The sequence below is a fragment of the Streptomyces sp. NPDC001700 genome (genome assembly GCF_053596435.1).
The window spans coordinates 90,876-115,930 of sequence record NZ_JBSFGE010000021.1 but is presented as its reverse complement, the minus strand read 5'-3'; the positions used below and the strand labels follow the sequence as shown (position 1 = coordinate 115,930).

General features: G+C 72.0%; 25 protein-coding genes, 1 pseudogene and 1 riboswitch. Of the genes and pseudogenes, 16 read left to right on the top strand and 10 right to left on the bottom strand.

Annotated elements, in window-relative coordinates; translation table 11 throughout:
- The first annotated feature begins 117 nt into the window (after window positions 1-117).
- Complete coding sequence (locus tag ACWC5C_RS31825) at window positions 118-1,590, top strand: MFS transporter (protein WP_450881061.1); 1,473 nt, start codon at window positions 118-120, stop codon at window positions 1,588-1,590.
- Between the two features lie 112 nt (window positions 1,591-1,702).
- Here the strand turns inward: ACWC5C_RS31825 and ACWC5C_RS31820 are convergent, their stop codons facing one another.
- Window positions 1,703-2,533, bottom strand: a complete 831-nt coding sequence (locus ACWC5C_RS31820) for an MGMT family protein (RefSeq protein WP_450881059.1) — start codon at window positions 2,531-2,533, stop codon at window positions 1,703-1,705.
- A complete protein-coding gene (locus ACWC5C_RS31815) occupies window positions 2,530-3,117 on the bottom strand; it encodes an RNA polymerase sigma factor (RefSeq protein WP_450881057.1) in 588 nt (195 codons plus the stop codon). Before ACWC5C_RS31815 ends, ACWC5C_RS31820 begins: the two co-directional genes overlap by 4 nt.
- A 117-nt stretch (window positions 3,118-3,234) precedes the next feature.
- On the opposite strand from ACWC5C_RS31815, the gene ACWC5C_RS31810 reads away from it, so the two are divergent.
- The 5 genes and pseudogenes from ACWC5C_RS31810 (at window position 3,235) to ACWC5C_RS31790 (ending at window position 5,311) form a co-directional block, all read left to right on the top strand.
- The gene (locus ACWC5C_RS31810) at window positions 3,235-3,408 is read left to right on the top strand and encodes a hypothetical protein (protein WP_450881055.1); all 174 of its coding nucleotides are present in this window, start codon (window positions 3,235-3,237) and stop codon (window positions 3,406-3,408) included.
- A complete protein-coding gene (locus tag ACWC5C_RS31805; protein ID WP_450881053.1) occupies window positions 3,405-3,968 on the top strand; it encodes an amidase family protein in 564 nt (187 codons plus the stop codon). Before ACWC5C_RS31810 ends, ACWC5C_RS31805 begins: the two co-directional genes overlap by 4 nt.
- Window positions 3,923-4,276, top strand: a complete 354-nt coding sequence (locus ACWC5C_RS31800) for a hypothetical protein (protein WP_450881051.1) — start codon at window positions 3,923-3,925, stop codon at window positions 4,274-4,276. The genes ACWC5C_RS31805 and ACWC5C_RS31800 overlap by 46 nt, the downstream gene beginning before the upstream one ends.
- Window positions 4,277-4,331: 55 nt before the next feature.
- A complete protein-coding gene (locus ACWC5C_RS31795) occupies window positions 4,332-4,985 on the top strand; it encodes an HAD family hydrolase (RefSeq protein ID WP_450881049.1) in 654 nt (217 codons plus the stop codon).
- Window positions 4,986-5,001: 16 nt separating this feature from the next.
- Window positions 5,002-5,311 (top strand): annotated as a pseudogene (locus ACWC5C_RS31790) (methylated-DNA--[protein]-cysteine S-methyltransferase).
- On the opposite strand, the gene ACWC5C_RS31785 reads toward ACWC5C_RS31790, so the two are convergent.
- From ACWC5C_RS31785 to ACWC5C_RS31775, 3 genes are read right to left on the bottom strand one after another with little or no spacing between them, the layout of a single operon-like run.
- Complete coding sequence (locus ACWC5C_RS31785; RefSeq protein ID WP_450881047.1) at window positions 5,239-5,838, bottom strand: ABC transporter substrate-binding protein; 600 nt, start codon at window positions 5,836-5,838, stop codon at window positions 5,239-5,241. The pseudogene ACWC5C_RS31790 and the gene ACWC5C_RS31785 sit on opposite strands and share 73 nt — an antisense overlap.
- Window positions 5,835-6,575, bottom strand: coding sequence for a 2OG-Fe(II) oxygenase (locus ACWC5C_RS31780; RefSeq protein ID WP_450881045.1), 741 nt, complete (start codon window positions 6,573-6,575; stop codon window positions 5,835-5,837). Before ACWC5C_RS31780 ends, ACWC5C_RS31785 begins: the two co-directional genes overlap by 4 nt.
- Window positions 6,576-6,621: 46 nt before the next feature.
- Window positions 6,622-7,128: a methylated-DNA--[protein]-cysteine S-methyltransferase gene (locus ACWC5C_RS31775; RefSeq protein WP_450881043.1), complete on the bottom strand. Its 507-nt coding sequence runs from the start codon at window positions 7,126-7,128 to the stop codon at window positions 6,622-6,624.
- 159 nt (window positions 7,129-7,287) lie between these two features.
- On the opposite strand from ACWC5C_RS31775, the gene ACWC5C_RS31770 reads away from it, so the two are divergent.
- The 5 genes from ACWC5C_RS31770 (at window position 7,288) to ACWC5C_RS31750 (ending at window position 11,154) form a co-directional block, all read left to right on the top strand.
- Window positions 7,288-7,806: a hypothetical protein gene (locus ACWC5C_RS31770; protein WP_450881041.1), complete on the top strand. Its 519-nt coding sequence runs from the start codon at window positions 7,288-7,290 to the stop codon at window positions 7,804-7,806.
- 83 nt (window positions 7,807-7,889) lie between these two features.
- A complete protein-coding gene (locus ACWC5C_RS31765) occupies window positions 7,890-8,738 on the top strand; it encodes a DUF4097 family beta strand repeat-containing protein (RefSeq protein WP_450881039.1) in 849 nt (282 codons plus the stop codon).
- Between the two features lie 54 nt (window positions 8,739-8,792).
- Window positions 8,793-9,788 (top strand): ATP-binding cassette domain-containing protein, encoded by a 996-nt coding sequence (locus ACWC5C_RS31760; RefSeq protein ID WP_450881037.1) that lies wholly within the window; start codon window positions 8,793-8,795, stop codon window positions 9,786-9,788.
- On the top strand, window positions 9,785-10,567 hold the full coding sequence (locus ACWC5C_RS31755; protein ID WP_450881035.1) for an ABC transporter permease: 783 nt from the start codon (window positions 9,785-9,787) through the stop codon (window positions 10,565-10,567). The genes ACWC5C_RS31760 and ACWC5C_RS31755 overlap by 4 nt, the downstream gene beginning before the upstream one ends.
- Before the next feature lie 158 nt (window positions 10,568-10,725).
- Window positions 10,726-11,154: a hypothetical protein gene (locus ACWC5C_RS31750; protein ID WP_450881033.1), complete on the top strand. Its 429-nt coding sequence runs from the start codon at window positions 10,726-10,728 to the stop codon at window positions 11,152-11,154.
- 162 nt (window positions 11,155-11,316) lie between these two features.
- Here ACWC5C_RS31750 and metE read toward each other — a convergent pair whose 3' ends face one another.
- Window positions 11,317-13,635 (bottom strand): 5-methyltetrahydropteroyltriglutamate--homocysteine S-methyltransferase, encoded by a 2,319-nt coding sequence (gene metE / locus ACWC5C_RS31745; RefSeq protein WP_450881031.1) that lies wholly within the window; start codon window positions 13,633-13,635, stop codon window positions 11,317-11,319.
- Between the two features lie 166 nt (window positions 13,636-13,801).
- Window positions 13,802-14,025: riboswitch (cobalamin riboswitch) on the bottom strand.
- A gap of 113 nt (window positions 14,026-14,138) precedes the next feature.
- Window positions 14,139-14,522: a winged helix-turn-helix transcriptional regulator gene (locus tag ACWC5C_RS31740; RefSeq protein ID WP_450881029.1), complete on the bottom strand. Its 384-nt coding sequence runs from the start codon at window positions 14,520-14,522 to the stop codon at window positions 14,139-14,141.
- 161 nt (window positions 14,523-14,683) lie between these two features.
- On the opposite strand from ACWC5C_RS31740, the gene ACWC5C_RS31735 reads away from it, so the two are divergent.
- Window positions 14,684-15,385: an FG-GAP repeat domain-containing protein gene (locus tag ACWC5C_RS31735; RefSeq protein WP_450881027.1), complete on the top strand. Its 702-nt coding sequence runs from the start codon at window positions 14,684-14,686 to the stop codon at window positions 15,383-15,385.
- A 64-nt stretch (window positions 15,386-15,449) separates the two neighbouring features.
- On the opposite strand, the gene ACWC5C_RS31730 is transcribed toward ACWC5C_RS31735, so the two are convergent.
- The gene (locus ACWC5C_RS31730) at window positions 15,450-17,438 is read right to left on the bottom strand and encodes an APC family permease (RefSeq protein WP_450881025.1); all 1,989 of its coding nucleotides are present in this window, start codon (window positions 17,436-17,438) and stop codon (window positions 15,450-15,452) included.
- Window positions 17,439-17,684: 246 nt separating this feature from the next.
- On the opposite strand from ACWC5C_RS31730, the gene ACWC5C_RS31725 reads away from it, so the two are divergent.
- The 4 genes from ACWC5C_RS31725 (at window position 17,685) to ACWC5C_RS31710 (ending at window position 23,018) form a co-directional block, all read left to right on the top strand.
- On the top strand, window positions 17,685-18,590 hold the full coding sequence (locus ACWC5C_RS31725; RefSeq protein WP_450881119.1) for a PhzF family phenazine biosynthesis protein: 906 nt from the start codon (window positions 17,685-17,687) through the stop codon (window positions 18,588-18,590).
- Window positions 18,591-18,805: 215 nt separating this feature from the next.
- On the top strand, window positions 18,806-21,022 hold the full coding sequence (locus tag ACWC5C_RS31720; protein ID WP_450881023.1) for an MMPL family transporter: 2,217 nt from the start codon (window positions 18,806-18,808) through the stop codon (window positions 21,020-21,022).
- Between the two features lie 35 nt (window positions 21,023-21,057).
- A complete protein-coding gene (locus ACWC5C_RS31715; protein ID WP_450881021.1) occupies window positions 21,058-22,338 on the top strand; it encodes a sensor histidine kinase in 1,281 nt (426 codons plus the stop codon).
- Entirely contained in the window at window positions 22,335-23,018 is a 684-nt protein-coding gene (locus ACWC5C_RS31710; protein ID WP_450881019.1) for a response regulator transcription factor, read from the top strand. The genes ACWC5C_RS31715 and ACWC5C_RS31710 overlap by 4 nt, the downstream gene beginning before the upstream one ends.
- A 7-nt stretch (window positions 23,019-23,025) precedes the next feature.
- On the opposite strand, the gene ACWC5C_RS31705 is transcribed toward ACWC5C_RS31710, so the two are convergent.
- The gene (locus tag ACWC5C_RS31705; RefSeq protein ID WP_450881017.1) at window positions 23,026-23,988 is read right to left on the bottom strand and encodes an LLM class flavin-dependent oxidoreductase; all 963 of its coding nucleotides are present in this window, start codon (window positions 23,986-23,988) and stop codon (window positions 23,026-23,028) included.
- Window positions 23,989-24,075: 87 nt separating this feature from the next.
- Window positions 24,076-25,032: a S66 peptidase family protein gene (locus tag ACWC5C_RS31700; RefSeq protein ID WP_450881015.1), complete on the bottom strand. Its 957-nt coding sequence runs from the start codon at window positions 25,030-25,032 to the stop codon at window positions 24,076-24,078.
- Window positions 25,033-25,055: the final 23 nt, after the last annotated feature.

The following is a 25,055-nucleotide window of genomic DNA, read 5'->3' as shown; positions in this document are numbered from 1 at the left end:
GGTGCAACCCGTGGCGCGGCCGCGGTGTTATCCCTTCGGAAGACTCCGCTGAAGGCTCCCATGGGCTGAAGGCTCCGATGGGCGCGTCGGCGGAAGGTGACGGAGGGAGACGACGGGATGGGGAGCGAGTCCGCGGGCCGGGCAGGCCGGGCGGCATTGCTGACGGTGCTCCTGGTGGGTCAGTTCATGGCCAACATCGACACCGCGATCGTGAACATCGCGGCTCCCTCGATCCAGGCCGACCTCCACGCCTCCGCGGCCCAGGTGGACCTGGTCGTCTCCGGCTACATCCTGGCGTACGCCGTGCTGCTGGTGACCGGCGCCCGGCTGGGCGACACCCACGGGCACCGGCGGATCTTCCTGCTCGGCCTGCTGGGGTTCGTCGTCACCTCCCTGGCGTGCGGCATCGCGCCCGAGCCGGTCACGCTCATCGTGTCCCGGCTGTGCCAGGGGGCTTCGTCCGCGCTGATGGTCCCGCAGGTGCTGAGCGGGATTCAGCTGCACTTCACCGGCCAGGCCAGGGTCCGGGCCATCGGGTATTACACGCTGGCCCTGTCCGGCGGCGCGATCGTCGGCCAGGTCCTGGGCGGGCTGCTGGTCTCGGCGGACATCCTCGGCACCGGCTGGCGGCCGGTCTTCCTGATCAACGTGCCGATCGGCGTCGTCCTCCTGCTGGCGGGGCTGCGCGCGCTGCCGCCCGACGCGGTGACGCGGCGTCAGACGCTGGATCTGCACGGGGTGTGCGCGCTGTCCACCGCCGTGTCGCTCGCCATCGTCCCGCTGGTGTTCGGACGCGATCAGGGCTGGCCGGTGTGGAGCTGGTTGTCCCTGGTCGCGAGCGTGCCCGCGTTCGTCTGGTTCGTGGTCGTCGAACGGCGGCTGGGAGCCGCGGGCGGCCGCCCCCTGGTGCGCCTCGACGTGGTGGGCCGGGCTCCGGTCCGCTGGGCCCTGATCGCGCACGGGCTGACCACGCTCACCTATCTGGCCCTGCTGTTCGTCCTGGCGCTGTACCTTCAGCACGGTCTCGGCCAGAGCCCGGCCCAGGCCGGGTTGGCCATGGTCTCGTGGGTGGCCGCCTTCGGCATCGCCGGACCGGTGCTGCCCCGCCTGCCCCGGCGTGCGCAGCGGTTCATGGCCGCGGTCGGGTGCCTGCTGCTCGCCCTCGGGTACGCCGCCGTGAGTACGTCGGTGGCCCTGGGCCATGAGGACGGAGCGCTGCTGCTGGTGCTGCTGGGCCTCGGCGGGCTCGGACTCGGCGTCAGCTCCCATTCGCTCATCAGCCATCTGACGAGCGCGGTGGAGCGGCGGTACGCGACCGACCTCAGCGGTGTGATCAGCACCAACGCCCAGCTCGCGGGCACCGTCGGCGTCGCCGTCTTCGGCACCCTCTACTCCGGTCTCGCCCCGCACCCCGGGGCGGCCGACGCCATGCGGGCGTTCACCACGGTCACGGCCGTCTTCGCGGTGCTGGCGCTGACCTCGGCGGGGGCCGCGCTACGGGCCACGCGCCAGGTCGACGCCGCCCCGGCGGAGGCCCTGCGGGACGACGGCCCCCGGCACGCCGTCGCCGAACCGGGCCGCCCCGGCTGACGCGCCCACTCCTCCGGCAGCCCGGCCACTTTCCTGCGGTGGGTACCGCCGCACCCCGTCAGCTCCGAGGCCCTGCACCGGGTGCGGCGCCGCGTGATCGGGGCGGGCGCGGTCAGGCCGCCTCGGGCAGGCAGCTCTTGCAGCCTCGGTAGCCGGAGGCGACGGCCTCGCCCGCCGAGCGGAACGGGACCTGGTGGACCGGGGTGATCCGGCGCGCGTGCGCACAGGTCGGATGGCAGTAGATACGCGTCGTATCGCTGCCCAGATACCGGACCTGCCGCTCGGCGAACCGGCTCACCCACTCCACGTCGACCCCCTCCGCGACGCGCAACGCCAGGCCCACCTCCGGCGGGTACGGCCCCGGGGCGCCCCCGGGCGCGCCGCGCCGCACCTCCACGCGGTGGCACGGGACGAGCACGGGCGCGGGGTTGCGCGCCAGCAGCGCCACCACCGTCTCCTCCGCGGCCGACACCCCGGCCCGGGCCGAGACCCAGGAGGCCGGGCGCAGCTGCCCCGGCGGGATCGAGCGGACGGCACCGAGCAGCGCCTGTTCCGCGTCGGTCAGCCCGGCCAGGGCGAACGGGAGCTTCCCGGTGCGCCCGGTGCGCAGCGCGGAGGACAGGCCGGGTGGGGACGCGCTGACGGGGAACACCGGGCGCCCCACCCGCGCGTGGTACGCCGCCTCGAAGGACTCCGGACCGCCCACCGCGGCCGGGAGGGCTGAGCCGGTGATCGCCCTGTGCTCGTCGCAGGAGACGTACAGCGGCCCCACGGGGCCGTCGGCGCGCACGTAAGCGTCGTAGTGCCGCGCTGGAATGCCGACGGCTCTCAGGATCCTGACCGCGTGCCCGGCCGATGGTGGCTCGGCAAGCCCGGTCAGCCGGGTGGCCAGGCCATCGGCGCCGTCGCGCAGGGAATCCGCGCCGCCTCGTTCGTCGTTCATGGTCTCACCTCCTCCGCTTCCCGCACCTGCGGTTCCAGCTCGGCCCGTAACATCTTCAGACCCCGTGACACCTGCGCCTTCACCGTGCCCACGGGGGTTCCCTGGGCCTCGGCCACCTCCTGGTAGCTCAGACAAGCGATATGCCGCAGGACCACCGGCACCCGGTACAGCTCGGGTAACCGGCCGAGCGCGGCCGTCAGCCGGGAGCGGTCCTCGGCGAGCGCGGTCCGCTCCTCCGGCCCCGGGGAGTCGTCCGCCAGGGGCAGACAGGACTCCTCGATCCGCGCCGTCACCGAGGGGCGGCGCGATCTGCTCCGCACGTGGTTGCGCCAGACGTTCATCGCGATCGCCATGAGCCATGGTCTGACCCGCAGTTCGCGCCTGCGCTGCGCCGAATATCCCTCCAGAGCTGTGTAGGCCCGCAGAAAGGTGTCCTGCCCCAGGTCCTCCGCCTCGGCGGCGGAGCCCGACACCCGATGGAGAAACGCGTGCACCGCACCGAGGTGGACCCGGACGAGTTCGGTGAATCCCGCGTCGAGATCCGCTGCCAACTGCTCGGTGAGCCGCTCGTTTGTTTCATCCATCACCCGGTAGAACACCTCCCGCCCCGGATCGGTTGCGTGGCGCAACCGCATGCCCCGGCCCGGTGTTCTTCATGCCGAGAGGCGGTCGGCGGCCCCGGACGGAAGGAGACACGGCTCGTGGAGGATCTCGCATCGACGACGGCGACCACCTTCGTGACCGTCTGCCACGAGGAGGCCCTGGTCGCCGCCGGACGGGCCGAGCGCGCCCTCATGGCGGGCGAGGAGGCGGGGCCGCTGCTCGGCGTGCCGTCGCCGTCATCGACCTCGCCCCGGTCACGGGGGTGCCGATGATGCGCGGCTCGCGGGTGTTCGCCGACGACGTGCCGACGGACATGGCGCCGTGCGTGGAACGGCTCCAGCGGGCCGGTGCGATCGTGGTCGGCAAGACGAACAGCTCCGAGTTCGGCTTCAAGGCGACGACGGACAACGCGCTGCGCGGGCCCACCTCGACGCCGTTCAACGTGGCCATGAACGCCGGGGGCTGCTGCGGCGGCAGCGCGGCCGCGGTCGCGGCGGGCATGGTGCCGCTGGCCCAGGGGTTCGACGCCGGGGGTTCGCTGCGCACCTCCGCGGCCTTCTGCGGCGTTTTCACGATGATGCCCACGTCCGGCAGGGTGCCCGCCCCGGCCCGGCCCAACGCCTACCGCTGGCGCGACGCCATGGGCTGCTACGCCCCGGTGGCCCGCACCGTCGAGGACGCCTCGCTCGCGCTCGCAGCCCCGACCTCGGCGGCTATCCGGTGGAACCGGAGGCCGAGGCGCTGGTGCGGGCGGCGCTGCCCGGGCTGGAGGAGCGCGGCGCCACCGTGCGGGAGACCCGCTTCCGGCTCCCGGTCCGCCATGACGAGCTGACCGCCGCCGACATCCGGGGCTACGACCGGCTCCGTACCCGGCTGCTGGACGCCTTCGTGAGCGTCTTCGCCGAGGCGGACCTGCTCATCAGCCCGGTCAACGCGGTCACCGGCGTACGCAACGACCCCACGGGCAACACCGTGGGGCCCCGTCGGCCGCGCGGCGAACGGCGTCCCGGTGGGGATGCAGTCGCGGCCCGGCGGCACAACGACGCCACCGTCGTGCGCGCGGCGGCGGCCCTGGAGGCCCAGTCGCCGTGGCACGGCGACTACCAGCGCGTCTGGCGCTCCCTGGCCGCCACCGGCTGATCCGCCGGAGCGGCCGGAGCCCTCAGCACAGTTACTCGGAAAGGTCTGAACGGACATGAACTCAACTGCGGCGCTCTTCGACCTCGACGGCACCCTGGTGGCCACCGAGCACCGGAGCCGGGCTGCGTGGACCCGGCTTTTCCGGGCCCATGGGCTGCCGGTGGACGACGCCCTGCTGGCGACCTTCGTGGGGCGCCGTGGCAAGGAGGCGCTGGCCGACCATGTGCACCGGTTCCCCGGCGGAACGGTGGACGAGCTGTTCGAGGAGGCCGTCGGCTATCAGACCGGGCCGGACAGCCCGCCTCCGTACGCCGTGCCGGGCGCCGAGGCCCTGGTCAAGTCCCTGCACGCGGAGGGCGTCCCCATGGCGGTCGTCACCTCGGGGCTGCGGGACCACGCGGGGGAGCTGCTGGAACTGGTCGGCGGCGCCGGTCTGTTCGCGGCGTTCATCACCGCCGAGGACGTGAGCCGGGGCAAGCCGGACCCCGAGGGCTTCACGGCCGGATGCGCGGCGCTGGGCGTGGCCCCGGCCGACGCGATCGCCTTCGAGGACGCTCCCGCGGGCATCGCGGCCGCCCGCGCCGCCGGGCTGCGCTGTGTCGCGGTCACGACGACGCACCCGGCGGCCGCGCTCGACGGTGCCGACCTCGTACTGCCCGATCTCACCGGGGTCGCATGGCCCGCGCTGCCGCTCACGTCCGCGCGCTGACCGGGAGGACCGACCCATGACGGTCTACACGACCCTCGACAGCCCGCTCGGCGAACTGCTGCTGGTGGGCGAGGCGTCGGCCACCGCCCCCCGGCGGCACCGCGCTCGCCTCCCTGTCCGTGCCCGAGTACGTCACCGGCGGCACCGACTTCCGGCGCCGGGCGTGGCAGGCGCTGGAGACCATCCCGTACGGCACGACGCTCACGTACGGCGGGATCGCCGAGCTGATCGGCGCGGGCGGGGCGCTGTCCGGCTACGCGGGCGGCGTCGAGCGCAAGCGGCAACTGCTCGACTTGGAGGGAGCGCTCGGGCCGGTCGGTGCGTAGGACGTCACCCAGCGGTCCCGTACGGCCCAGGTGCCGCCCTCGGCGGTGGCGCCGCGCAGCCCGTGCAGCGTGTCCGGCCCGGTCAGCGCGGGGAGGCGGGAGTCCCTGAGGGCGGCGAACGCGACCGTGCGGGCCGGGTCCCAGTCGGTGGAGTGCCGCAGCCGCCGGGCCAGCTGGACGAAGCCGAGCGGGGCCGCGGCCATCACCCAGGCGTCGGGCTCCCCGGCGGTCAGACGGCGTGCGGGCCGCAGCCAGGACGCGGCGCTCTCCGGCCAGTCCACCGTGGCCAGGACCCTTCCGTCCCGCGCCTGCCACGCGGCCGCGAAGGCCTCGGCGGCGGAGCGGGAGGCCGTATCACGGCTGTGGCCGATGGCGACGGTCTCGACGCGGCCCTTCGCCGCGACCAACAGGCCCAGCAGCGCGCTGAGTTCGGGGCCGGTGTGCGGGTCGGGGCTCGGCAGATCGCCGTACGCGGCCAGCTCCTGCGCGCGGATCAGCGGCGAGCGGGACGCGGGTTCGGGTGTCATGCGGCGTCGTGGAAGACGAGGCCGAGGGTGCGGCGCTGTCCGGAGCGGACGGTGCTCACACCGTGCCGCATGGGCCCGTTCGCCCAGCCGCGTTTGGAGGCCACGGGGCGGTCCCGGGTCGTGAAGATCAGCCCATGGCCCTTGGGCAGGGTGGTGGACGATCCCCTCGACTGCGCCCGGGGGCGTTGCTCGGTCATGATGAACTCGCCGCCGGTGAAGTCCTCGCCGGGGGCGTCGAGGCCGACCACCACCTGCAGCGGGAAGAGCATGTCGCCGAACACGTCCCGGTGCAGGGCGTTCCAGTCGCCGGGGCCGTACCGCAGCAGGATCTGGGCCGACTTGGCCTGCCCCGCCTCGTGGCACATCGTCAGCCACTCGTCGAGGGTGTCCGGCCAGGGCGCGGGGCGGCCCAGCTTTCCGGCCCAGTCGCGGGCGATGGGGAGCAGCCGCGGATAGAACGCCTCGCGCAGCTCGCGCACCAGGTCGGGGAGGTAATGGGTGAAGTAGCGGTACTGGCCGGAACCGAAGCGGTAGCGGGCCATGTCGATGGTGGAGCGGAAGCGCTCCGTCTCGTCGTACAGCCCGGCAATGCGGTGGCATTCGGCGTGGGTGAGGAGCGGGCCGGTGAGCGCGTTGCCGTACGCGTCGAGTTCGTCAGTGAGCGCGGCCCAGTCGTCCGCCGCGACGCGGTCGGCCACCGGGTGCGCGTGGCGGGTGGTGTCGGTCATGACGGTCATCGGCCTTCTTCCTTCCCTGAGGGGCACGGTGGTCGGGCGGCGCGGGTCACATGAGGGTCGGCTGCAGCGCGCCCTCGTGGGTGAGGAGCCGCACCTTGCGCTCGACGCCTCCGGCGTAGCCGCGCATGGTCCCGTCCGCGCCGATCACCCGGTGGCAGGGCCGCACCAGCAGCAGCGGATTGGCACCGATCGCCGCGCCCACGGCCTGGACCTGCCCACGGGGTACGTCCAGCCGTTCGGCGAGCTGCCCGTAGGTGATCGTGGTGCCGTACGGAATCTCCTCCAGCGCGTGCCACACGCGCTGCTGGAAGTCCGTGCCGCCGCCGGGTGTGAAGGGGATGGCGAAGGCGGTGAGACCGGCGTCGAAGTAGGCGCTCAGCTGCCGGGCGGTCTCCGCGAACGCGCCGGGTGCGTGGCGCCAGTCGGGCCGTACGGCCGGGGCGTTCTTCTGCCCGGGCATGGACAGCGAGGTCAGCGTGGTGCCGTCCGGTGTCTCGTCGCCCACCAGCAGCAGTTCGCCGAGGGGGCTGTCCACGGTGGTGTAGATGGTCATCGCTGTGCTCTCCCGTGCCCGTGCTCTTTCGCTTCACGGTCAACGATGGGGGGTCGTGGTCCGGAATGCTGGCGGTATTCGGACATGACGTTGAGGAGTGGCGCGGCTTGGTGCCATTCGGGGTTGCGTATGGCGCCATCGTGGTGCCACCATGACGCCATGGACCTCACCCCGTATGTCGACACCCTCCGCCGCGAACTCGCGGTGGCCGCCGAAACCGGAGGGGACGACGCCCGCGCGCTGGCCGAGCGGCTCACCGCTCCGCTGGAGTCGGCGACCCGGCTGGCCATGCTCAACGTGCTCTCCGCCGCGATGGACGAGATCACCCGCGAGCTGGCGCCCGGCTCGGTCGACGTACGGCTGCGCGGGCTCGACCCCGACTTCGTGGTGACACCGCCGCCCGTCGACCACGCCCCCGCGGAGGTGGCCGCCGCGCCCCTCGAACCGCTCACGGCCACGGCACCCGCCGACGGCGACGAGGGTGGCACCGCCCGCGTCAATCTGCGTCTTCCGGCCCACCTCAAGGCCCGCGCCGAAGAGGCCGCGAACCGCGAGGGCCTGTCGGTCAACGCCTGGCTGGTACGGGCCGTATCGGCCGCCGTCGACGGCGGCGCCCGGCCGCGCACGGCGGAGAAGACCCAGACCGTCGGACAGAGCTTCACGGGCTGGGTGCGCTAACCGCACCCCCGCCCGTACCACTTCACTCCACACCACGTCCCACCAGCGGGGACGCCCTGAAGACCCAAGAGGACGGGACAGCCATGCCTTCTTTCGACACCCCCGAGCCCATCTCGGCCACCGCGCATGTGGAGGCCGGTTCCCTCCAGTTCACGGCGGGCGACCGCCCCGACACCGTCGTCGAGGTGCGGCCCCGCGACCCGAAGAAGGACCTGGACGTGCGGACGGCCGACCAGACCGACGTCTCGTACGCGAGCGGCGTACTGACCGTCAGGACACCCAAGCCCAATCTGTTCGGCCTCGGCCGCACCGGCGCCGTCGATGTGACGGTCGAGCTGCCCACGGGCTCGCGTATCGACGTGACCGGTGCCTGGACCCAGGTGCTCGGTGAGGGGCGGCTCGGCGAGGTCCGCGTGAAGACCGCCACCGGTGACGTCCGCCTCGACGCGACCGGCCCGCTGCGGCTGACCGCGTCGCACGGCTCGATCACCGTGGGCCGGGTCGACGGCACGGCCGAGATCACCACCAGCTCCGGCAGCCTGCGCGTCAACCTCGTCGACGGCCCCGCCACCCTCAGGAACTCGTTCGGCACCACGACCGTCGGCGCCGTGACCGGCGAGCTGCGGGTGCGCGGCGCCCACGGTGACATCGACATCCGGCGCGCCGAGGACTCGGTCACCGCCGTCACCGCCCATGGCACCCTGCGGGTAGGTGAAGTGGCGTGCGGCACCGTCCAGTTGGAGACCGCCTTTGGCGCCATCGAGGTTGGCATCCGCGAGGGCACGGCCGCCTGGCTCGACGTCAGCTCGCACTCCGGCCAGGTGCGTAACTCGCTCAGTGCGTCCGATGCCCCGGAGAAGACCGAGGACACCGTCCAGGTCCGCGCCCGCGCCCGGTACGGCAACATCGATGTCCGCCGCGCCGCTGTCTGAGCCACCCCACCCCCGTACTCCTCCCGCCACGTCACCCTTCGATCGGAGGGCTCCATGCCTGCATCTGTCATGCCCACGTCTAAAAGTTCCGCGCCCGCCGCCGTCTCCGCCATCGGTCTGCGCAAGGCGTACGGCGACAAGGCCGTCCTCGACGGCATCGATCTGCGCATCCCGGCGGGCACGGTGTTCGCCCTGCTCGGACCGAACGGCGCGGGCAAGACCACCACCGTGGAGATCCTGTCCACGCTCATCGCCGCCGACGGGGGACAGGCCCAGGTCGCGGGCCACGACGTCGCCGCCGCGTCGGACGCGGTACGTTCCGCGATCGGTGTCACCGGGCAGTTCGCCGCGCTCGACGATCTGCTCACCGCCGAGGAGAACCTGCTCCTCATGGCCGACCTGCTGCGCCTCGGCAAGCGCGAAGGCCGCTCCCGCGCCCGGGCGTTGCTGGAGCGGTTCGGGATCGCGGACGTGGCGGACAAGCGGGCCGCGACCTTCTCCGGCGGGATGCGGCGCAGGCTCGACCTCGCCATGACGCTGGTCGGCGACCCGCAGGTGATCTTCCTGGACGAGCCGACGACCGGGCTCGACCCCCGCAGCCGCCGCACCATGTGGGAGATGGTGCGCTCGCTGGTCGCGGGCGGCACCACGGTCTTCCTCACCACCCAGTACCTGGAGGAGGCCGACCAGCTGGCCGACCGGATCGCCGTGCTGGACGGCGGCCGGATCGTCGCCGAGGGCTCCGCCGACGAGCTGAAGGCGCGGATCCCCGGCAGCCACGTCCGGCTGCGGTTCACCGAACCCGCCGAGTACGAGCGCGCGGCCGCCGCCTTCCCCGGCGCCGCCCGCGACGAGGAGAACCTCGCCCTGCGCGTGGCGGGCGACGGCGGCATCGACGCGCTGCGCGCCCTGCTCGACCGGCTGGACGCCGCCGGGACCCGGGCCGCCGACTTCTCCGTGCACACGCCCGACCTGGACGACGTGTTCCTCGCCCTGACCGGCGACGGCGCCGCCGCCACTCCGCTTCCCGTCAAGGAGACCCTGCGATGAGCACCCTCGCGTACGCCGTGCACGACTCGATGACGATGCTGCGGCGCAACCTCAAGCACGCGATCCGCTACCCGGCCGTGGGGTTCGGCAGCGCCATGACGCCGATCCTGATGCTGCTGCTGTTCGTCTACGCCTTCGGTGACTCGATCGGCGCCGGGATGGGCGGCGACCGGGACGCGTATCTGACCTATCTGACGCCCGGCATCATCATCATGGGGGTGGCCGCCGGTTCGATGTCGACCTCGGTCGCGGTGTGCTCCGACATGACCGAGGGCATCATCAACCGTTTCCGCACCATGAGCATCACACGCTCGTCGTTCATGACGGGGCATGTCATCGGCAGTGTCATCCAGACCATGGTGTGCGCCGTCCTCGTCGTGGGTGTGGCACTCGCCGTCGGCTTCCGGTCGGACGCGACTCCGCTGGAGTGGCTGGCCGCCACCGGTCTCCTCGCGGCCATCGCCTTCGCGGTGACCTGGCTGTCGGCCGCGCTCGGCCTGATCTCCAAGACCGTCGAATCGGCGAGCAACAAGCCGCTGCTGGTCCAGTTCCTGCCGTTCCTCGGCTCGGCGTTCGTACCGGCCGACTCGATGTCACCGGGCCTGCGCTGGTTCGCCGAGTACCAGCCGTTCACACCGATGACCGAGACCCTGCGCGGCCTGCTCTCCGGCTCCGCGATCGGCGACAGCGGCTGGATCTCGCTCGCCTGGTGTGCCGGGATCACCCTGGTCGGCTACCTCTGGTCGCGCTCGCTGTTCAACAGCACCACCAAACGCTGAGACCCACCCCGGCTCCGGCCTACGGCCCTTACCCGCGAGGTAATCGACCGTCCGCGCGGGTGGCGGCAAGGTGAGGGTCGTGGGGCCCCGAACCGGCGCACTCCGGCTCGGGGCCCGGCGTTGACCAACGCCCCTTTCCCTGACGGAGGTTGATTGCCATGTCCGCAACCCACGTGGGCCGTACCGCACCCGCCGACGCCTCAGCGGCCCGCCTCTGGCTGCGCCGCTTCCTGGCCCTCGACGCCGCCGTCACCGGTGCCAACGCCCTCGCCTACCTGGCCGCTTCGGGGCCTCTCCGCGATCTGCTCGGCGTCGACCGGGCGATGCTCGTCTGTGTGGGAGCGTTCCTGCTCGTGTACGCGGCGGGCGTCGGCTTCCTCGCGTCCCGGCGGCACCCGCCGGTCCTCGCGGTGCGGTGTGTGGTGGAGGCGAACGTGGCATGGGCGGTGCTCAGCGTCGCGGCGCTCGCGCTGTGGCTGTCGCCGTCCACCACCGGGACCGTGTGGATACCGCTGCAGGCCACCGTGGTGGCGGGCTTCGCGGCGCTCCAGTACGGCGCGCTGCGAGCCGCCACCGCGCGCGGCTGAGCCACGAGCGCGACTCCCCGTGGCGGGTGTTGTGCCGCGAGGAAAAGTTAGGTAAACCTAAGTGCAGCGTGGAAGTGAGGCCGCGCGCCTGTCCCGACCGGGGGCCGGGACAGGAAACGGGCCGGGGTGCGCGAGGCGCCCCGGCCCGTTGGGGTGTCCGGGTCAGGAACCGGACAGCTCACCGCGGACCGTGCGGGCGGCGGCGACCAGGTTCTCCAGCGAGGCGCGGGTCTCGGGCCAGCCGCGGGTCTTCAGACCGCAGTCGGGGTTGACCCACAGCCGCTCGGCGGGAATGGCCTCAAGCCCGGCGCGCAGCAGTTCGGACGCCTCCTCGGCGCTCGGCACGCGTGGGGAGTGGATGTCGTAGACGCCCGGTCCGGCCTCGCGCGGATAGCCGTGGGCGGCCAGTTCGCGCGCCACCTGCATATGGGAGCGGGCCGCCTCCAGGCTGATGACATCGGCGTCGAGGTCGTCGATGGCCTGGACGATGTCCCCGAACTCGGCGTAGCACATATGGGTGTGGATCTGCGTGTTCGGGCGCACCCCGGTCGTGCTGAGGCGGAAGGCCTCGGTGGCCCACGCCAGATACGCCGCGCGGTCGGCGGCGCGCAGCGGCAGGGTCTCGCGCAGCGCGGGTTCGTCGACCTGGATCACCGAGCTTCCGGCCGTCTCCAGGTCGCCCACCTCGTCGCGCAGGGCCAGGGCGACCTGGCGCGCGGTGTCGGCGAGCGGCTGGTCGTCGCGGACGAAGGACCAGGCGAGCATGGTCACGGGGCCGGTGAGCATGCCCTTGACCGGGCGGTCGGTGAGGGACTGGGCGTACGTCGTCCAGCGCACCGTCATCGGCTCGGGCCGGGAGATGTCCCCGGCCAGGACCGGCGGGCGGACGTAGCGGGTGCCGTAGGACTGCACCCAGCCGTGCTGGGTGGCCAGATAGCCGGTGAGCTGTTCGGCGAAGTACTGGACCATGTCGTTGCGCTCGGCCTCGCCGTGCACCAGGACGTCCAGTCCGGCCTTCTCCTGGAAGGTGACCACCTCCTGGATCTCGGCCTTGATCCGCTCCTCGTAACCGGCCGTGTCGATCCGGCCGGTGCGCAGGTCGGCGCGGGCGGCGCGCAGCTCGCCGGTCTGCGGGAAGGAGCCGATGGTGGTCGTCGGCAGCAGCGGCAGGCCGAGGTGGGCGCGCTGGGCCGCGCTGCGCTCGCCGTACGGCTGGGAGCGGCGGGTGTCGGCGTCCGTGACCGCGGCGGCGCGGGCCCGTACCGCCGGATCGTGGGTGATGGGTGAGTCGGCGCGGGAGGCCAGCGCGGCGCGGTTGGTGGCGAGTTCACCGGCGATGGCGTCGGTGCCCCGGGCGAGGCCCTTGGCGAGGGCGGTGATCTCGGCGGTCTTCTGCTTCGCGAAGGCCAGCCAGCGCAGGATCTGCGGCTCGATGTCCCGCTCGGCCGCCGCGTCGAGCGGCACATGGAGGAGGGAGCAGGAGGCGGCCACGTCGACCCGGTCGGCAAGACCCAGCAGGGTGCCCAGCGTGGACAGGGACTTCTCCAGGTCGTTGACCCAGATGTTGCGGCCGTTGACCACGCCCGCCACCAGGCGCTTGCCGGGCAGTCCGCCGACGGCGGCCAGCGCGTCCAGGTTGGCGGCCGCCGCCTCGGTGAAGTCCAGCGCGAGCCCGTCGACCGGGGCCTTGGCCAGCACCGGCAGGGCGTCGCCGAGCCGGTCGAAGTAGGAGGCCACCAGCAGCTTCGGCCGGTCGGCGAGGGCGCCGAGGTCGCGGTACGCGCGCTCGGCGGCGTTCAGCTCGGCCGGGGTGCGGTCCTGGACGAGGGCGGGCTCGTCCAGCTGCACCCACGCGGCGCCCGCCGCGCGCAGATCGGCCAGCACCTCCGCGTACACCGGCAGCAGCCGGTCGAGCAGGGTGAGCGGGTCGAAGTCCGCGGCCACGCCGGGGGCGGGCTTGGCGAGCAGCAGGTAGGTGACCGGGCCGACCAGGACGGGCCGGGCGGTCAGGCCCAGGGCCACGGCCTCCTTCAGCTCCGCCACCTGCTGGGTGGAGTCGGCCGAGAACACCGTGTCCGGGCCCAGCTCGGGCACCAGGTAGTGGTAGTTGGTGTCGAACCACTTCGTCATTTCCAGCGGCGCCACGTCCTGGGTGCCGCGCGCCATGGCGAAGTAGCCGTCCAGGGCGTTCGCCTCGACGGCGGCGCGGTGCCGGGTGGGGATCGCGCCGACCATGACGGTGGTGTCCAGGACGTGGTCGTAGAACGAGAAGTCGCCGGTGGGCACCTCGTGGATGCCCGCCCCAGCCAGCTGCCGCCAGTTGGTGGCGCGCAGCTCGGCGGCGGTGGTCTGGAGGGCGTCGGCGGTGACCCGGCCCTTCCAGTAGCCCTCGATCGCCTTCTTCAGTTCCCGGTTCTGGCCCTGGCGCGGGTAGCCGTACACGGTGGCCCGTGCTGCCGCGGCTGCGGTCTTGCTGGTCACGGAGATCTCCTTCGCGAGATGAATCCCTGAGATCCCGGCGACGGGACGAGAGCGCGAAGGGTGACGGAACCCGGCGGAAGACGACCCCGCGCGGCACAGCGCGGTCATCCGCCTGGTAGGTACGCCGACCCGCCCTCGAGGTCACCGAGATGCCGCGCACGAGTGGTTCGTACGCGGGCCACTGGCAGGTCTTCGGACTCGCGGGCACGTCCTCCGGGGGAGGACACCTACTGGCCGTCGCTTCCCAGGCCCGATATCGCCGGGCCCAGTGCACATGACGGCGGTCGTTCCCGCTCACCGCTGCGGGGCAGTCCCGGATTCCCACCGGGTTCCCTCTTGCGACGCGTCCCGCCTGGCGGACGGGGCGAACCAGCTGCACCGGCCAGCCTACGGGGTGGGGCGCGGGAGGGAAGGGGGCCGTCCACCATCCGGATGGTGAGGTGGGCCACCATGAGGGTGCGGGCGCGGCACCGTCACGCCTGGTCGGAGGTGTGGAACCGCCGTCAGGCGCCGAAGCGCTGGCGCGCGTCCTCGATGCGGTCGAGGTACTGGTGGGTCCAGCCGCACAGGGCGTCGACCGTGGTGCGCAGGGCCCGGCCCGGTTCGGTGAGGGTGTACTCGACGCGCGGCGGCACGGTGGGGTACACCTTCCGATCGACCAGGCCGTTGCGCTCCAGCATGCGCAGGTTCTGGGTGAGCATCTTGTGGCTGACGCCCTCGACCTCGTTCCGCAGCTCGCTGAAGCGCAGGGTGCGCTCGCCGATCGCCTCGATGATCAGGAGTGCCCACTTGTTGGCCACGTCCGAGAAGATCTCCCGGGCCAGGGAGTCCGCGCGCCTCAGATCCGCGTCCTCGGGCAGGCCGTCGAGCTGCTGTTTGGTTGCCATCAGGGCACTCTCCTACGGTTTCCCAGTCACCGCAAGAGAGTGCTGGAGCCTCGTGGCGCCGCCGATGGAATGTCACATTCAGATAACGCGGTGTCCTTGGGTGAACTTCCTTGTAAGCGCAGGCATCTCACGGGGCGTCAGTAACTGAAAGGTGTTCATTAATGCTTCGGAAGCGCTCACGTTTGATCGCCGTGCCGCTCGCGGCCGCCGCCCTGACCCTGACCTTCGCCGGTTACCAGGCCGGGGCGGCCGAGCCGTCGGCCCCGTGCCTGGCCGACGCGACCACGCTGCTCGGTGACCTCGACGGCGACACCTACCCGGACAAGATCACCAACCCCGGGCACACCGGCACCGAGATGACGGTCCAGTGGGGCGCCAAGAACGGCTCGTTCGGCAAGAAACTCCCCGTCAAGGACCTTCTCGGCGCCAAGAAGGGCGAGATCGCGACCGCCGCCGTCGCCGACTTCCAGGACGACGGCACGCTGGACATGGTCGTCAACATCGTCGAGCCGTCCGGCGGCGACGACCCCTCGACGGCCCGCCTCGCGGAATACCGTCCCGGCCCGCTGGACCGGACGAACCTGCGGTCCGCCGACGCCGAGCACTCCGACATCGGCGACCACGGCGAGGCCAGGCAGCTCACCATCGCCCGGTACAACGACGACGCCTACCCGGACCTCGCGATCCGCAACAACGGCGGCGACGGGCAGATGGACCGCGACGTACGGCTCTCCAAGGCGGGCGGCGGCCTCGCGGACTTCGACTACGAGGCGTTCCAGAAGTACGGCGAGGCCGGGTCCTGGGCCGAGCCCCCGGCCATGCCCACCGACGGCTGGAAGCAGTTCTACAAGCCCTGCTCATAACCACCACCGGGCGCCGCGGCATGTCTCAGGACACCGCGGCGCCCGGTGCGCGTTCTTTCACCGCTCAGCCGACGTGGACGTGCGGCCTGCGTGCCCGGTCGGGTTCCGCCTCGCGGAGGACTTCGCGGGTGACGGGGGCGACCTCGCCCTGGCCGAACAGGAAGAACCGCAGGAACTGGGCGAACGGGCTGCCCTCGGTCCACTCGAAGTAGATGTGCGGCCTGCACCCGGTCTCGTCCCGTACGTGCAGCAGCAGGGCGGCCAGCGAGTTGGGGATGCTGGAGCCGTCGAGGGTCAGGACGCGGTAGCGGCCGTGCAGCACCTCGCCCCGTACCCGTACCGCGGATTCGAAGTCGGAGGGGTCGCGGACGGTGACCTCGACGAAGATGAGGTCCTCTTCCGCCGGGATGTCGTTGTCGGCCCGGATCTGCTGGGTCTTGTCGCGGTACTCGCCCACGTCGCGGTGGTCGGGCTCGTTGGCGATGAACCGTATCCGGCGGGTGGCGCTGTCCCGGACGAAGCGCTCGGCCATGGTGTCCAGCTCCATGTCGGTGACCCGCAGCTCGAAGGCGCGGGCGAGCCGGGAGAGCAGGGACACCGCGATGATGCCCGCGATGAAACACGCGCCGATCTTGACGCCGTCGGGGCGTTCCACGACGTTGACCGCCGTGGTGTAGAGGAAGACCACGGAGATGGCCCCGAAGGCGATGGTCCAGCCGCGCTGCCGGGCGCGGCGGGCGGCGATGGTGACGGCGACGGCGGCGGACGTCATCAGGACCAGCACTCCGGTGGCGTAGGCGCCGCCCTGGACGTCCACGTCGGCGTCGAAGATCCAGGTCACCAGGAACCCGATCAGGGTGAAGATGAGCACCATGGGGCGGACCGCGCGGGCCCAGTGCGGTGCCATGCCGTAACGGGGCAGATAGCGCGGCATGAGGTTGAGCAGCCCGGCCATGGCGGAGGCGCCCGCGAACCACAGGATGCCGATGGTGGCGGCGTCGTAGAGGGTGCCGAACGCCGAGCCCAGGTAGTCGTGGGCGAGATAGGCCAGCGCACGTCCGTTGGCCGGGCCGCCCGGCTTGAACGCGTCCTGCGGTATGAGCAGGGTGGTGATGAAGCTGGTGCAGATCAGGAAGCCGCTCATGATCACCGCGGCGGTGGTGAGCAGCTTCCGGGTGTCCCGGATCCGGCCGGTGGGCCGCTCCTCGGTGTCGCCGGGGTCGCCCTTCACATGCGGCATGACCGCCACACCGGTCTCGAAGCCGGACAGGCCGAGGGCGAGCTTGGGGAAGACCACCAGCGCCAGACCGACCATGATCAGGGGATTGCTGTGCTGGGCGGTCAGCGCCTGCGACCAGTCGGTGACCACATGGGAGGCGGTGGCCACATGCCACAGCCCGACGACCACCACGACCGCGTTGAGCGCCAGATACGCCCCCACCAGGGCCACCGCCACGCCGATGGCCTCGGTGAACCCCTTGAGGAAGACGGCGCCGAGCAGGGCGACCAGACCCATGGTGATGGCCACCTCATGGCCGTGCAGGGTGCTGGTGAAGTGCGGGTTCTCCACCAGGTGAGTGGTGGCGTCGGCCGCTGAGAGGGTGATCGTGATCAGGAAGTCCGTGGCGGCGAAGCCCAGCAGGGTCAGGACGAAGAGCTTGCCCTTCCAGAACGACAGCAGCCGCTCCAGCATGGCGATCGACCCCTCGCCGTGCGGGCTCTCCTTGGCCACCCGCCGGTACACCGGCAGCGCCCCGAGCAGGGTCACGGCCACCAGGACGAGCGTGGCGATGGGGGAGAGCAGCCCGGCGGCCAGGGCGGCGATACCGGGCTGGTAGCCGAGCGTGGAGAAGTAGTCCACGCCGGTCAGGCACATCACCCGCCACCAGCGCTTTCCCTGGTGCTCCTCGGAGGGCTGGGCGTGCGGCCCCGGCTGGCGCTTGGCCATGTCGGACAGGCCCACCAGCATCCAGGACCGCAAGCGGCCCGAAGCCCGGCGGCGACCGCCCGCACCGTCCTGGGGAGGGGCCGCCACATCGGAGGAGGTGGCCATCGTGTGCTCCTGTCCCACGCTCGATCGAACACATCACCGAAGAGAATCGGCCAGATCAGAGTAAGCGGGGCGATCGGTGGCCCATGCGGCGGTGGCCCGTCCCCCCTTTCGGCGGTGGCCGTCCACCTTTTCGGCGGTAGCCAGTCCACCTTTTCGGCGGTAGCCAGTCCACCTTTTCGGCGGTAGCCAGTCCACCTGTTCAGCGGTGGCCCTGTCACACCGGACGGTCAGCCGATGGGATAGGAGCTGCTTCCGCCGGTACGCGGGACACACCAGGACCACCGCCGCTTTCGAAAGGCCCTTGATCGCCATGCCGCGTCCACGCCCATTCGCCCAGGTCGACGTGTTCTCCACGACCCCTACCGGGGCAACCCGGTCGCCGTCGTCCTCGACGGGACGGACCTGGCCGACGAGGAGATGCGGCAGCTGGCCCGCTGGACGAACCTGTCCGAGACCACGTTCGTCCTGCCTCCCACCACCGCCGAGGCGGACTACCGGCTGCGGATCTTCACCCCTGGCGGCGAGCTGCCGTTCGCCGGGCACCCCACTCTCGGGTCCGCGCGCGCGTGGCTGGATCACGGCGGCACACCTCGGCACGCCGACCACATCGTGCAGGAGTGCGCCGCAGGCCTGGTCCGGGTGCGCCGTGGCGATGGTGTGCTGTCGTTCGCCGCCCCGCCGCTCGTCCGCGACGGCGCGCTCGACGAGGAGTTCGTCGGCCGGATCGTCGCCGCGTTCGGCATCGAGCGCGACCGTGTCCTCGCCCACCAGTGGGTCGACAACGGACCCGGCTGGGCCGTGGTCCAGCTGCCCACGGCCGGGGACGTCCTCGCCCTCGAACCCGATCTGTCGCTCATCCCGACCGCCATGGTCGGCGCGGTCGGCGCCTACCCCGACGGCTCCGAGCAGGACTTCGAGCTGCGCACCTTCGCGCCCGGCGCCGGAGTGGCCGAGGACCCCGTGTGCGGCAGCATGAACGCCTCGGTCGGGCAATGGCTCACCGCCACCGGCGCGGCGCCCGCCACCTACCGGGTCTCCCAGGGAAAGCGCCTGGGCCGGGCCGGGACCATCGAGATCACCGCCGACGCGGACGGCACGCTCTGGGTCGGCGGCGCTGCCACCGGCTACATCCACGGCACCATCACCCTCTGACCCGTTCAGCGCCAACCCCGTGTGTCCGGGGCCCGGTTACGCCGGTCCCCTGTCATCCGTACGCAGCATTTCGTGCTCCTCCCTGAGGAGGACGGCGGCGCGTCGGCTCGTGCAGCGCCACCAACTCGGAGTGCCAGCACGCGCACGATGCCACGGCGCCCCTGTCCGGCCAGGCTGGTGTTCCCCTCGCACTCAGACCTGGAGACCCGTTTCTCGTGGCTACGTTCCTCTATCGGTTGGGCCGGATCGCCTTCCGGCGGCGCCTGTTGATGACGCTGTTGTGGGCGGTGATCCTCGGCGCCGTCGGTCTCGGCGCCGCCAAGGCGCCCGCCGCCTCCGACGACGGCACGTCCTTCATGCCGGGCATCGAGGCACAGAAGGCCTTCGACCTGATCGGAGAGCGTTTCCCCGGCCCGGCCGCCAATGGCGCCAGCGCCCGGATCGTGTTCGTCGCACCCGATGGGGAGAAGGTGACGGCGGCCGACCACCGCGCCGCCGTCGACACGTTCGTGGCTAAAGCGGCGGGCGAGCCGAAGGTCAGCGGCGCCGTCAGCCCGTTCACGGCGGGCGCGGTGAGCGAGGACGGCTCCACCGCCTACGCCACCGTGAACTACGAGGTGAAGTCCGGCGATCTCACCGATGCCGACAAGGCCGCGCTGCGGAAGGCCATCGACGGGGCCGGGGACTCCGGTCTCACCGTCGAGGTCGGCGGCACCGCCCTCGCCACACAGCCCGCGGCGGGCGGCTCCTCCGAGGCCATCGGCATGGCCCTGGCCGCGGTCGTCCTGCTGATCACCTTCGGATCGCTCGCGGCCGCGGGCCTCCCGCTCCTCACCGCCATCGTCGGCGTCGGGATCAGCATGGCCGCCATCATGGCCCTGGGCAGCACCTTCGGACTCTCCCTGACCACGGGGACGCTCGCCACCATGCTCGGGCTGGCGGTCGGCATCGACTACGCCCTCTTCGTGGTGTCCCGTTACCGCGAGGAGCGCGCCAACGGACACGACCCGCGCGAGGCCACCGGTCTCGCCGTCGGTACGGCGGGCTCCGCCGTGGTGTTCGCCGGGCTGACGGTCGTCATCGCACTGGCCGGACTGACCGTGATCGGCGTTCCGATGCTGGCCAAGATGGGGCTGTGCGCGGCCGGTGCCGTGGTCGTCGCCGTACTGGTCGCGCTCACCCTCGTCCCCGCGCTGCTCGGCATGTGGCCCGACGCCGTCCTCTCGCGCCGTACGCGCAAGGGCGGCCACGTAGCTCGGGCGGCCGACAACGGCGGTACCCGGTGGGCCCGGTTCGTACTGCGCCGCCCGGTGACCGTGCTGGTGGCGTGCGTCGCGGGCCTGGGCGTGCTGGCGCTGCCCGCCGCGCAGCTGGAGATGGGCATGCCGGGGGCCGAGTCCAAGCCCGTCTCATCGACGGAGCGGCGCGCCTACGACGCGCTCGCGGACGGCTTCGGCGCGGGCTTCAACGGGCCGCTGACGATCGTGGTGGACGTCAGGGGCGCGGACGAGCCCAAGGCGGCGGCGCGTGCGATCGCCGAGAAGATCGGCGCGACCCGCGGGGTCGTGTCCGTCTCTCCCGCGCGGTTCAACCAGGCCGGTGACGCCGCCCTCTTCTCGGCGGTCCCGGCCACGGGCCCGAACGACGAGGACACCAAGGGCCTCGTCAAGGACATCCGCTCGGAACGCCCGGGCCTGGAGCGGGAGACCGGGGCGACGTTCGAGGTGTCCGGGAGCACCGCGATGGACATCGACGTCGCGCAGGCCCTGCAGGACGCGCTCGTGCCCTACCTGGCCGTCATCATCGCCCTGGCCCTGGTCCTGCTGCTGGTGGTCTTCCGTTCCGTCCTCGTGCCCGTCAAGGCCGCACTCGGGTTCCTGCTGTCCGTGCTGGCCGCCATCGGCGCGGTCGTGGCGGTCTTCCAGTGGGGCTGGGGCGCGGAGTTGCTGGGCGTGGAGCAGGCCGGTCCGATCATGAGCCTGATGCCGATCTTCCTGGTGGGCATCGTGTTCGGCCTCGCGATGGACTACGAGGTGTTCCTGGTCTCGCGTATGCGAGAGGCGTACGTGCACGGGGACCGGCCCGTCCAGGCGGTCGTCACGGGCTTCCGGTACAGCGCCCGGGTGGTCGCGGCCGCGGCGGTGATCATGATCGCGGTGTTCTCCGGATTCGTCGGCGCCGACGAATCGATGATCAAGACCATGGGGTTCGGCCTCGCTGTCGCGGTGCTGTTCGACGCCTTCGTGGTCCGCATGGCGCTCGTGCCCGCCGTACTCGCCCTGCTCGGGGACAAGGCGTGGTGGATGCCGCGCTGGCTCGACCGGCTGCTGCCCCGCGTCGACGTCGAGGGCACCGGGCTGGCTCCCTCGCCTGTTGACGAAACCTCACCGGCGGCCGGTGAGCCGGTGGGTCAGGAACCGGCCCGCGCCTGACACGGCCCCCTGGCGGAGTGTTTTCTTGGAGGGTGATGAACAACAGCTGGCAGCGCCGGGCGGCGGCCCACCCCACCGCCGTCGAGGCCACGACGGTGGCCCTGCTGTTCGCCTGCACCGTCGCCTCCGTCCTCCTCACCCGGTCGTTCATGCCCGGGAAACCGGCCCTGTGGCCCGGTATCGCCCTGGCCGCCGTCGCCTGCGCCGCACTGCCATGGCGCGGGCGGCGGCCCCTGTACGTCCTCGCCACGGCCACGTTGTGCACCATGGCGCTCGGAGCCCTCGGCTACCTCGTGACTCCCGGGCTGATGGGGCCGCTCCTGGTCGCGCAGTACTCCACGAGCGTGCGGACTCCGCGCCGTACCACCTGGAACAGCGCGCTGGCGGCAGCCTCGGGCATGGTCCTCACCGGGGTGTTCGTCCCGTCGTTCCTCGACTCACCGATCATCTCGATCGTCAACCCGGCGGCCTGGGTGCTCCTGTCGGCGGCCCTGGGCGCCTACCTCCGGGTGCGCCGGGAGTACGCGGCGGCCCGCGCCGAACACGCCGACCGGCAGCGCGAGGAAGAGGCCCGCCGCCGGGTGATCCAGGAACGCATGCGGATCGCGCGGGAGTTGCACGACGTGGTCGCCCACCACCTGACGCTGGCCGACGCGCAGGCGGGCGCGGCGGCACACCTCGCGCGGGCCCACCCGGACCAGGCCCTCGGGATCATCGCCAAGCTGCCGGACACCACCGCGGCCGCGCTGCGCGAACTCAAGGCCACCGTAGGGCTGTTGTACCAGGACGACGACACCGCCGACCTCGCCCCCGCGCCGGGTCTTGAGCAACTGACCGAGCTGGTCGACACCTGTGCGACGGCCGGGCTGGAGGTGATCGTCACCGTCGAGGGGCAGCGGCGTCCGCTCTCTCCGGTGCTCGACCTGACGGCGTACCGGATCGTCCAGGAAGCGCTCACCAACGTCACCAAGCACGCCGCCACCCGCACCGCCGAGGTCCGGCTCCGCTACGCGCCCCGCTCCCTGACTCTGACGGTCACCAACGACACCGGCTCCGGCCGCCCCCTGGTCACGGCCGCTCCCGGAGGCGGCTTCGGCCTGCTCAGCATGCGCGAACGCGCCACCGCAGCGGGCGGCACCTTCCACGCGGGCCACCGGTCGCGGGGCGGCTTCGAGGTCGCCTGCGGCCTTCCGCTTCCCGCCCCGCTCGACAGCCACGCCCCGGTCCACAGCCACGACGAGGGTCCTGCCCCGCTCCACAGCCACGACGAGAGTCCCGCCCCGCTCCATCACCACGACGAGAGTCCCGCCACATGACCATCCGCGTCCTGCTCGCCGACGACCAGGCCCTGCTCCGGGCCACCTTCCGCATCCTCATCGACTCGGTCGAGGACATGACCGTCGTCGCGGAGGCGGCCGACGGACAGGAAGCCGTCGACCTCACCGCCGTGCACCGGCCCGACGTGGTCATCATGGACATCCGTATGCCGAACCTCGACGGAGTGGCGGCCACCGCGGCCATCTGCTCCCGGCCGGAGCTGTCGGAAACCCACATCCTCATCCTCACCACCTTCGAGAACGACGAGAACGTGGCCAAGGCCCTGCGCGCGGGCGCGAGCGGCTTCCTCGGCAAGGGCGTCCGCCCCGACGACCTGATGTCGAGCATCCGCACCGTGGCGGCCGGGGACTCCCTCCTCTCACCCACCGCCACCCGGGCCCTCATCACCCGCTTCCTGGCCACCCCGGACACGGACGGCTTCCTCGCGCTCCCCGACACCGTCAAGGCCCTGACCGACCGCGAACGCGAGGTCACGGCCCTGGCCGCGTACGGCAAGTCCAACGCCGAGATCGCCGAACGGCTCGTCCTGAGCCCGCTGACCGTACGCAGCCACATTCAGCGCGCCATGACCAAAGTGGGCGCCCGGGACCGCGCCCAGCTCGTCGTCATCGCCTACCAGAGCGGCCTGGCCACACCGCGCCCACACCCCGGCGGCTGACCGGCGCTCAGACCACCCTCGCCAGCGCATCAAGAGACGCCAGGTAGTCGCTCCCCACCGGCGCGAGGACGGCGCTGGTGACACCGGCGTCGAACAAGCCCGCCAGCGTGGCCCGCGCCTGCTCCGGCGTACCCGCCACGGCCAGCTGCCGCACCCACGCGTCCGGCATGGCGCGGGCGAACCCGTCCGGGCCGTCGCAGCGCGAGCGCAGGGCGGCGAGATCGCCGTAGAAGGGCAGCGGAGCGACATGGGCCCGCCAGTCCGGCTCCCCGACCACACCGAGGGCGGGCCGGACAGCCGCCAGCGCCACGGCGGGATCGTCATCGACCGCCGCGATGTTGTACGCCACCAGACGGTGCGGGCGGGTGGCGGCGATGTGCCGGAGCGACTCCCGTACGTAGGCGGGCGTCACCGGTTCCGCGAGAAGTGTTCCGTCGGCCACCTCACCCGAAACAGCCAGCGACTTGGGCCCCCGCACCCCGGCCAGAACGGGCGGCACGGTTGGCGGTACGGCGCTCTCCTCCAGCCGCACCCCGTCGACGCGTACGTACCGCCCCTCGTACCGCACGAGTTGGCCGCCCAGCAGCGACTTCAGCACGGTGATGTACTCGCTCAGCAAGGCGAGCGGACTCCCGGGCCACGCCCCGACACTCCGCATCCAGGACGGCATCCCATGGCCGACGGAGATGTCGACGCGGCCGGGATACAGCTGCGCGAGGCTCGCGACCTCCATCGCGCCAAACGCCACGTTCCGCGCCCCCGCGGGCAGCAACCCCACCCCGACGCGAACCCGCTCAGTGGCACCGAGCACGGCAGCCGCCTGAACCAGCCCTCCCCGATACCCGAGGTCTTCCACCACCCACAACTCATCGAAGCCATGCGCCTCCGCACGCCGCGCGAAGGCGACGATGTGTCGCGCCGGAATGTCACGCGGCATGAGGACGCCGATGGCGCCTTCCCGTCTCGTCATGCTGATGTCATGCCCAGCGGGCCCACCTTCCATGGCTGCGGTCACTGACGCGCACCGGTCAGCCGCTGGGTGTCAGTGGCCATGAGATCAGGTGACGGCCGACTCGACGGTCAGGGTTCCTGCGTCGGTGTCCATCGTGGCCCGGGTGCCGAGTGGGATGGTCGGAGGGTGCGGGCCATGTCCGGCTGGGATCCCGCCGAGGACAGGAACGCCCAGGCGGGTCAGCCGGTCGCGCAGGACGTCGGCGATGCCCCATCCTCCCAGCGTCGGGTCCGCGGCTTCCTGCTCGAAGCCGCGGAACTGGCCGAGTACGACACCGCACAGCCCGTCCAGGACCCCGGCGCGAGTCAGCTGGGTCAGCGCGCGGTCGACCTCCCCCAACCCGGTGCCCCTTTGGTGTTCGAGAAAGAGGATGGCCCCGTTCAGACTCGACAGCCCGGCTCCGGCCTCGGTTCGCATCGCATCGAGGTTGCCGCCGACCAGGACGCCGGTCGCGGTGCCGTCGACGGTGACCGCGGCACTGGCCTCAGCCCGGTCCCGGTGGAGGGTGACGGGACCCGTCGTCATCAGCGCGCGGCGAAGCGCCTCAGCCGACGCGGGCCCGGACCATTCGTCGCTCCAATTGGCGAACGGACCATGCAGGGAAGCAACACGGCAACGCGCCCACAGGGAAAGGTGGATGTGCGTGATGTCGCTGAAGCCGACCAACGGCTTCGGGTCGCGACGCACGGCGTCGGTATCCAGGTCGTCGACGATCCGGTACGCGCCTTTGCCGCCACGGGTGGCGATCACGGCGCGGACGCCAGGGTCGCCGAACGCGGCGTTCAGGTCGCTGGCGCGGTCCTCGTCCCGACCAGCCATATATCCCCATTGGTCGAATACATGCTCACCCAGCTCCACCTGGAGCCCCCAAGACGCCAGGAGCTCGACGCCACGGGCGACCCGCTCGCGGCTGGGCGGACTGGCCGGAGAAACGATCCGCACACGATCCCCGGGCCGTAAGCGCGGTGACCGCACGGTGTGATGACTGCCGAAGGTACCCATGCGGAGATTCTCACCATTCCGGA

Coding starts and splice junctions, on each gene's coding strand:
- ACWC5C_RS31820 (WP_450881059.1), bottom strand. CDS start 2,533: ATGAACGACGAACGAGGCGGCGCGGATTCCCTGCGCGACGGCGCCGAT.
- ACWC5C_RS31755 (WP_450881035.1), top strand. CDS start 9,785: ATGAGCACCCTCGCGTACGCCGTGCACGACTCGATGACGATGCTGCGG.
- ACWC5C_RS31740 (WP_450881029.1), bottom strand. CDS start 14,522: ATGGCAACCAAACAGCAGCTCGACGGCCTGCCCGAGGACGCGGATCTG.
- ACWC5C_RS31815 (WP_450881057.1), bottom strand. CDS start 3,117: ATGGATGAAACAAACGAGCGGCTCACCGAGCAGTTGGCAGCGGATCTC.
- ACWC5C_RS31785 (WP_450881047.1), bottom strand. CDS start 5,838: ATGACACCCGAACCCGCGTCCCGCTCGCCGCTGATCCGCGCGCAGGAG.
- ACWC5C_RS31805 (WP_450881053.1), top strand. CDS start 3,405: ATGATGCGCGGCTCGCGGGTGTTCGCCGACGACGTGCCGACGGACATG.
- ACWC5C_RS31770 (WP_450881041.1), top strand. CDS start 7,288: ATGGACCTCACCCCGTATGTCGACACCCTCCGCCGCGAACTCGCGGTG.
- ACWC5C_RS31715 (WP_450881021.1), top strand. CDS start 21,058: ATGAACAACAGCTGGCAGCGCCGGGCGGCGGCCCACCCCACCGCCGTC.
- ACWC5C_RS31730 (WP_450881025.1), bottom strand. CDS start 17,438: ATGGCCACCTCCTCCGATGTGGCGGCCCCTCCCCAGGACGGTGCGGGC.
- ACWC5C_RS31760 (WP_450881037.1), top strand. CDS start 8,793: ATGCCTGCATCTGTCATGCCCACGTCTAAAAGTTCCGCGCCCGCCGCC.
- ACWC5C_RS31825 (WP_450881061.1), top strand. CDS start 118: ATGGGGAGCGAGTCCGCGGGCCGGGCAGGCCGGGCGGCATTGCTGACG.
- ACWC5C_RS31705 (WP_450881017.1), bottom strand. CDS start 23,988: ATGACGAGACGGGAAGGCGCCATCGGCGTCCTCATGCCGCGTGACATT.
- ACWC5C_RS31700 (WP_450881015.1), bottom strand. CDS start 25,032: ATGGGTACCTTCGGCAGTCATCACACCGTGCGGTCACCGCGCTTACGG.
- ACWC5C_RS31750 (WP_450881033.1), top strand. CDS start 10,726: ATGTCCGCAACCCACGTGGGCCGTACCGCACCCGCCGACGCCTCAGCG.
- ACWC5C_RS31775 (WP_450881043.1), bottom strand. CDS start 7,128: ATGACCATCTACACCACCGTGGACAGCCCCCTCGGCGAACTGCTGCTG.
- ACWC5C_RS31795 (WP_450881049.1), top strand. CDS start 4,332: ATGAACTCAACTGCGGCGCTCTTCGACCTCGACGGCACCCTGGTGGCC.
- ACWC5C_RS31765 (WP_450881039.1), top strand. CDS start 7,890: ATGCCTTCTTTCGACACCCCCGAGCCCATCTCGGCCACCGCGCATGTG.
- ACWC5C_RS31710 (WP_450881019.1), top strand. CDS start 22,335: ATGACCATCCGCGTCCTGCTCGCCGACGACCAGGCCCTGCTCCGGGCC.
- ACWC5C_RS31735 (WP_450881027.1), top strand. CDS start 14,684: ATGCTTCGGAAGCGCTCACGTTTGATCGCCGTGCCGCTCGCGGCCGCC.
- ACWC5C_RS31780 (WP_450881045.1), bottom strand. CDS start 6,575: ATGACCGTCATGACCGACACCACCCGCCACGCGCACCCGGTGGCCGAC.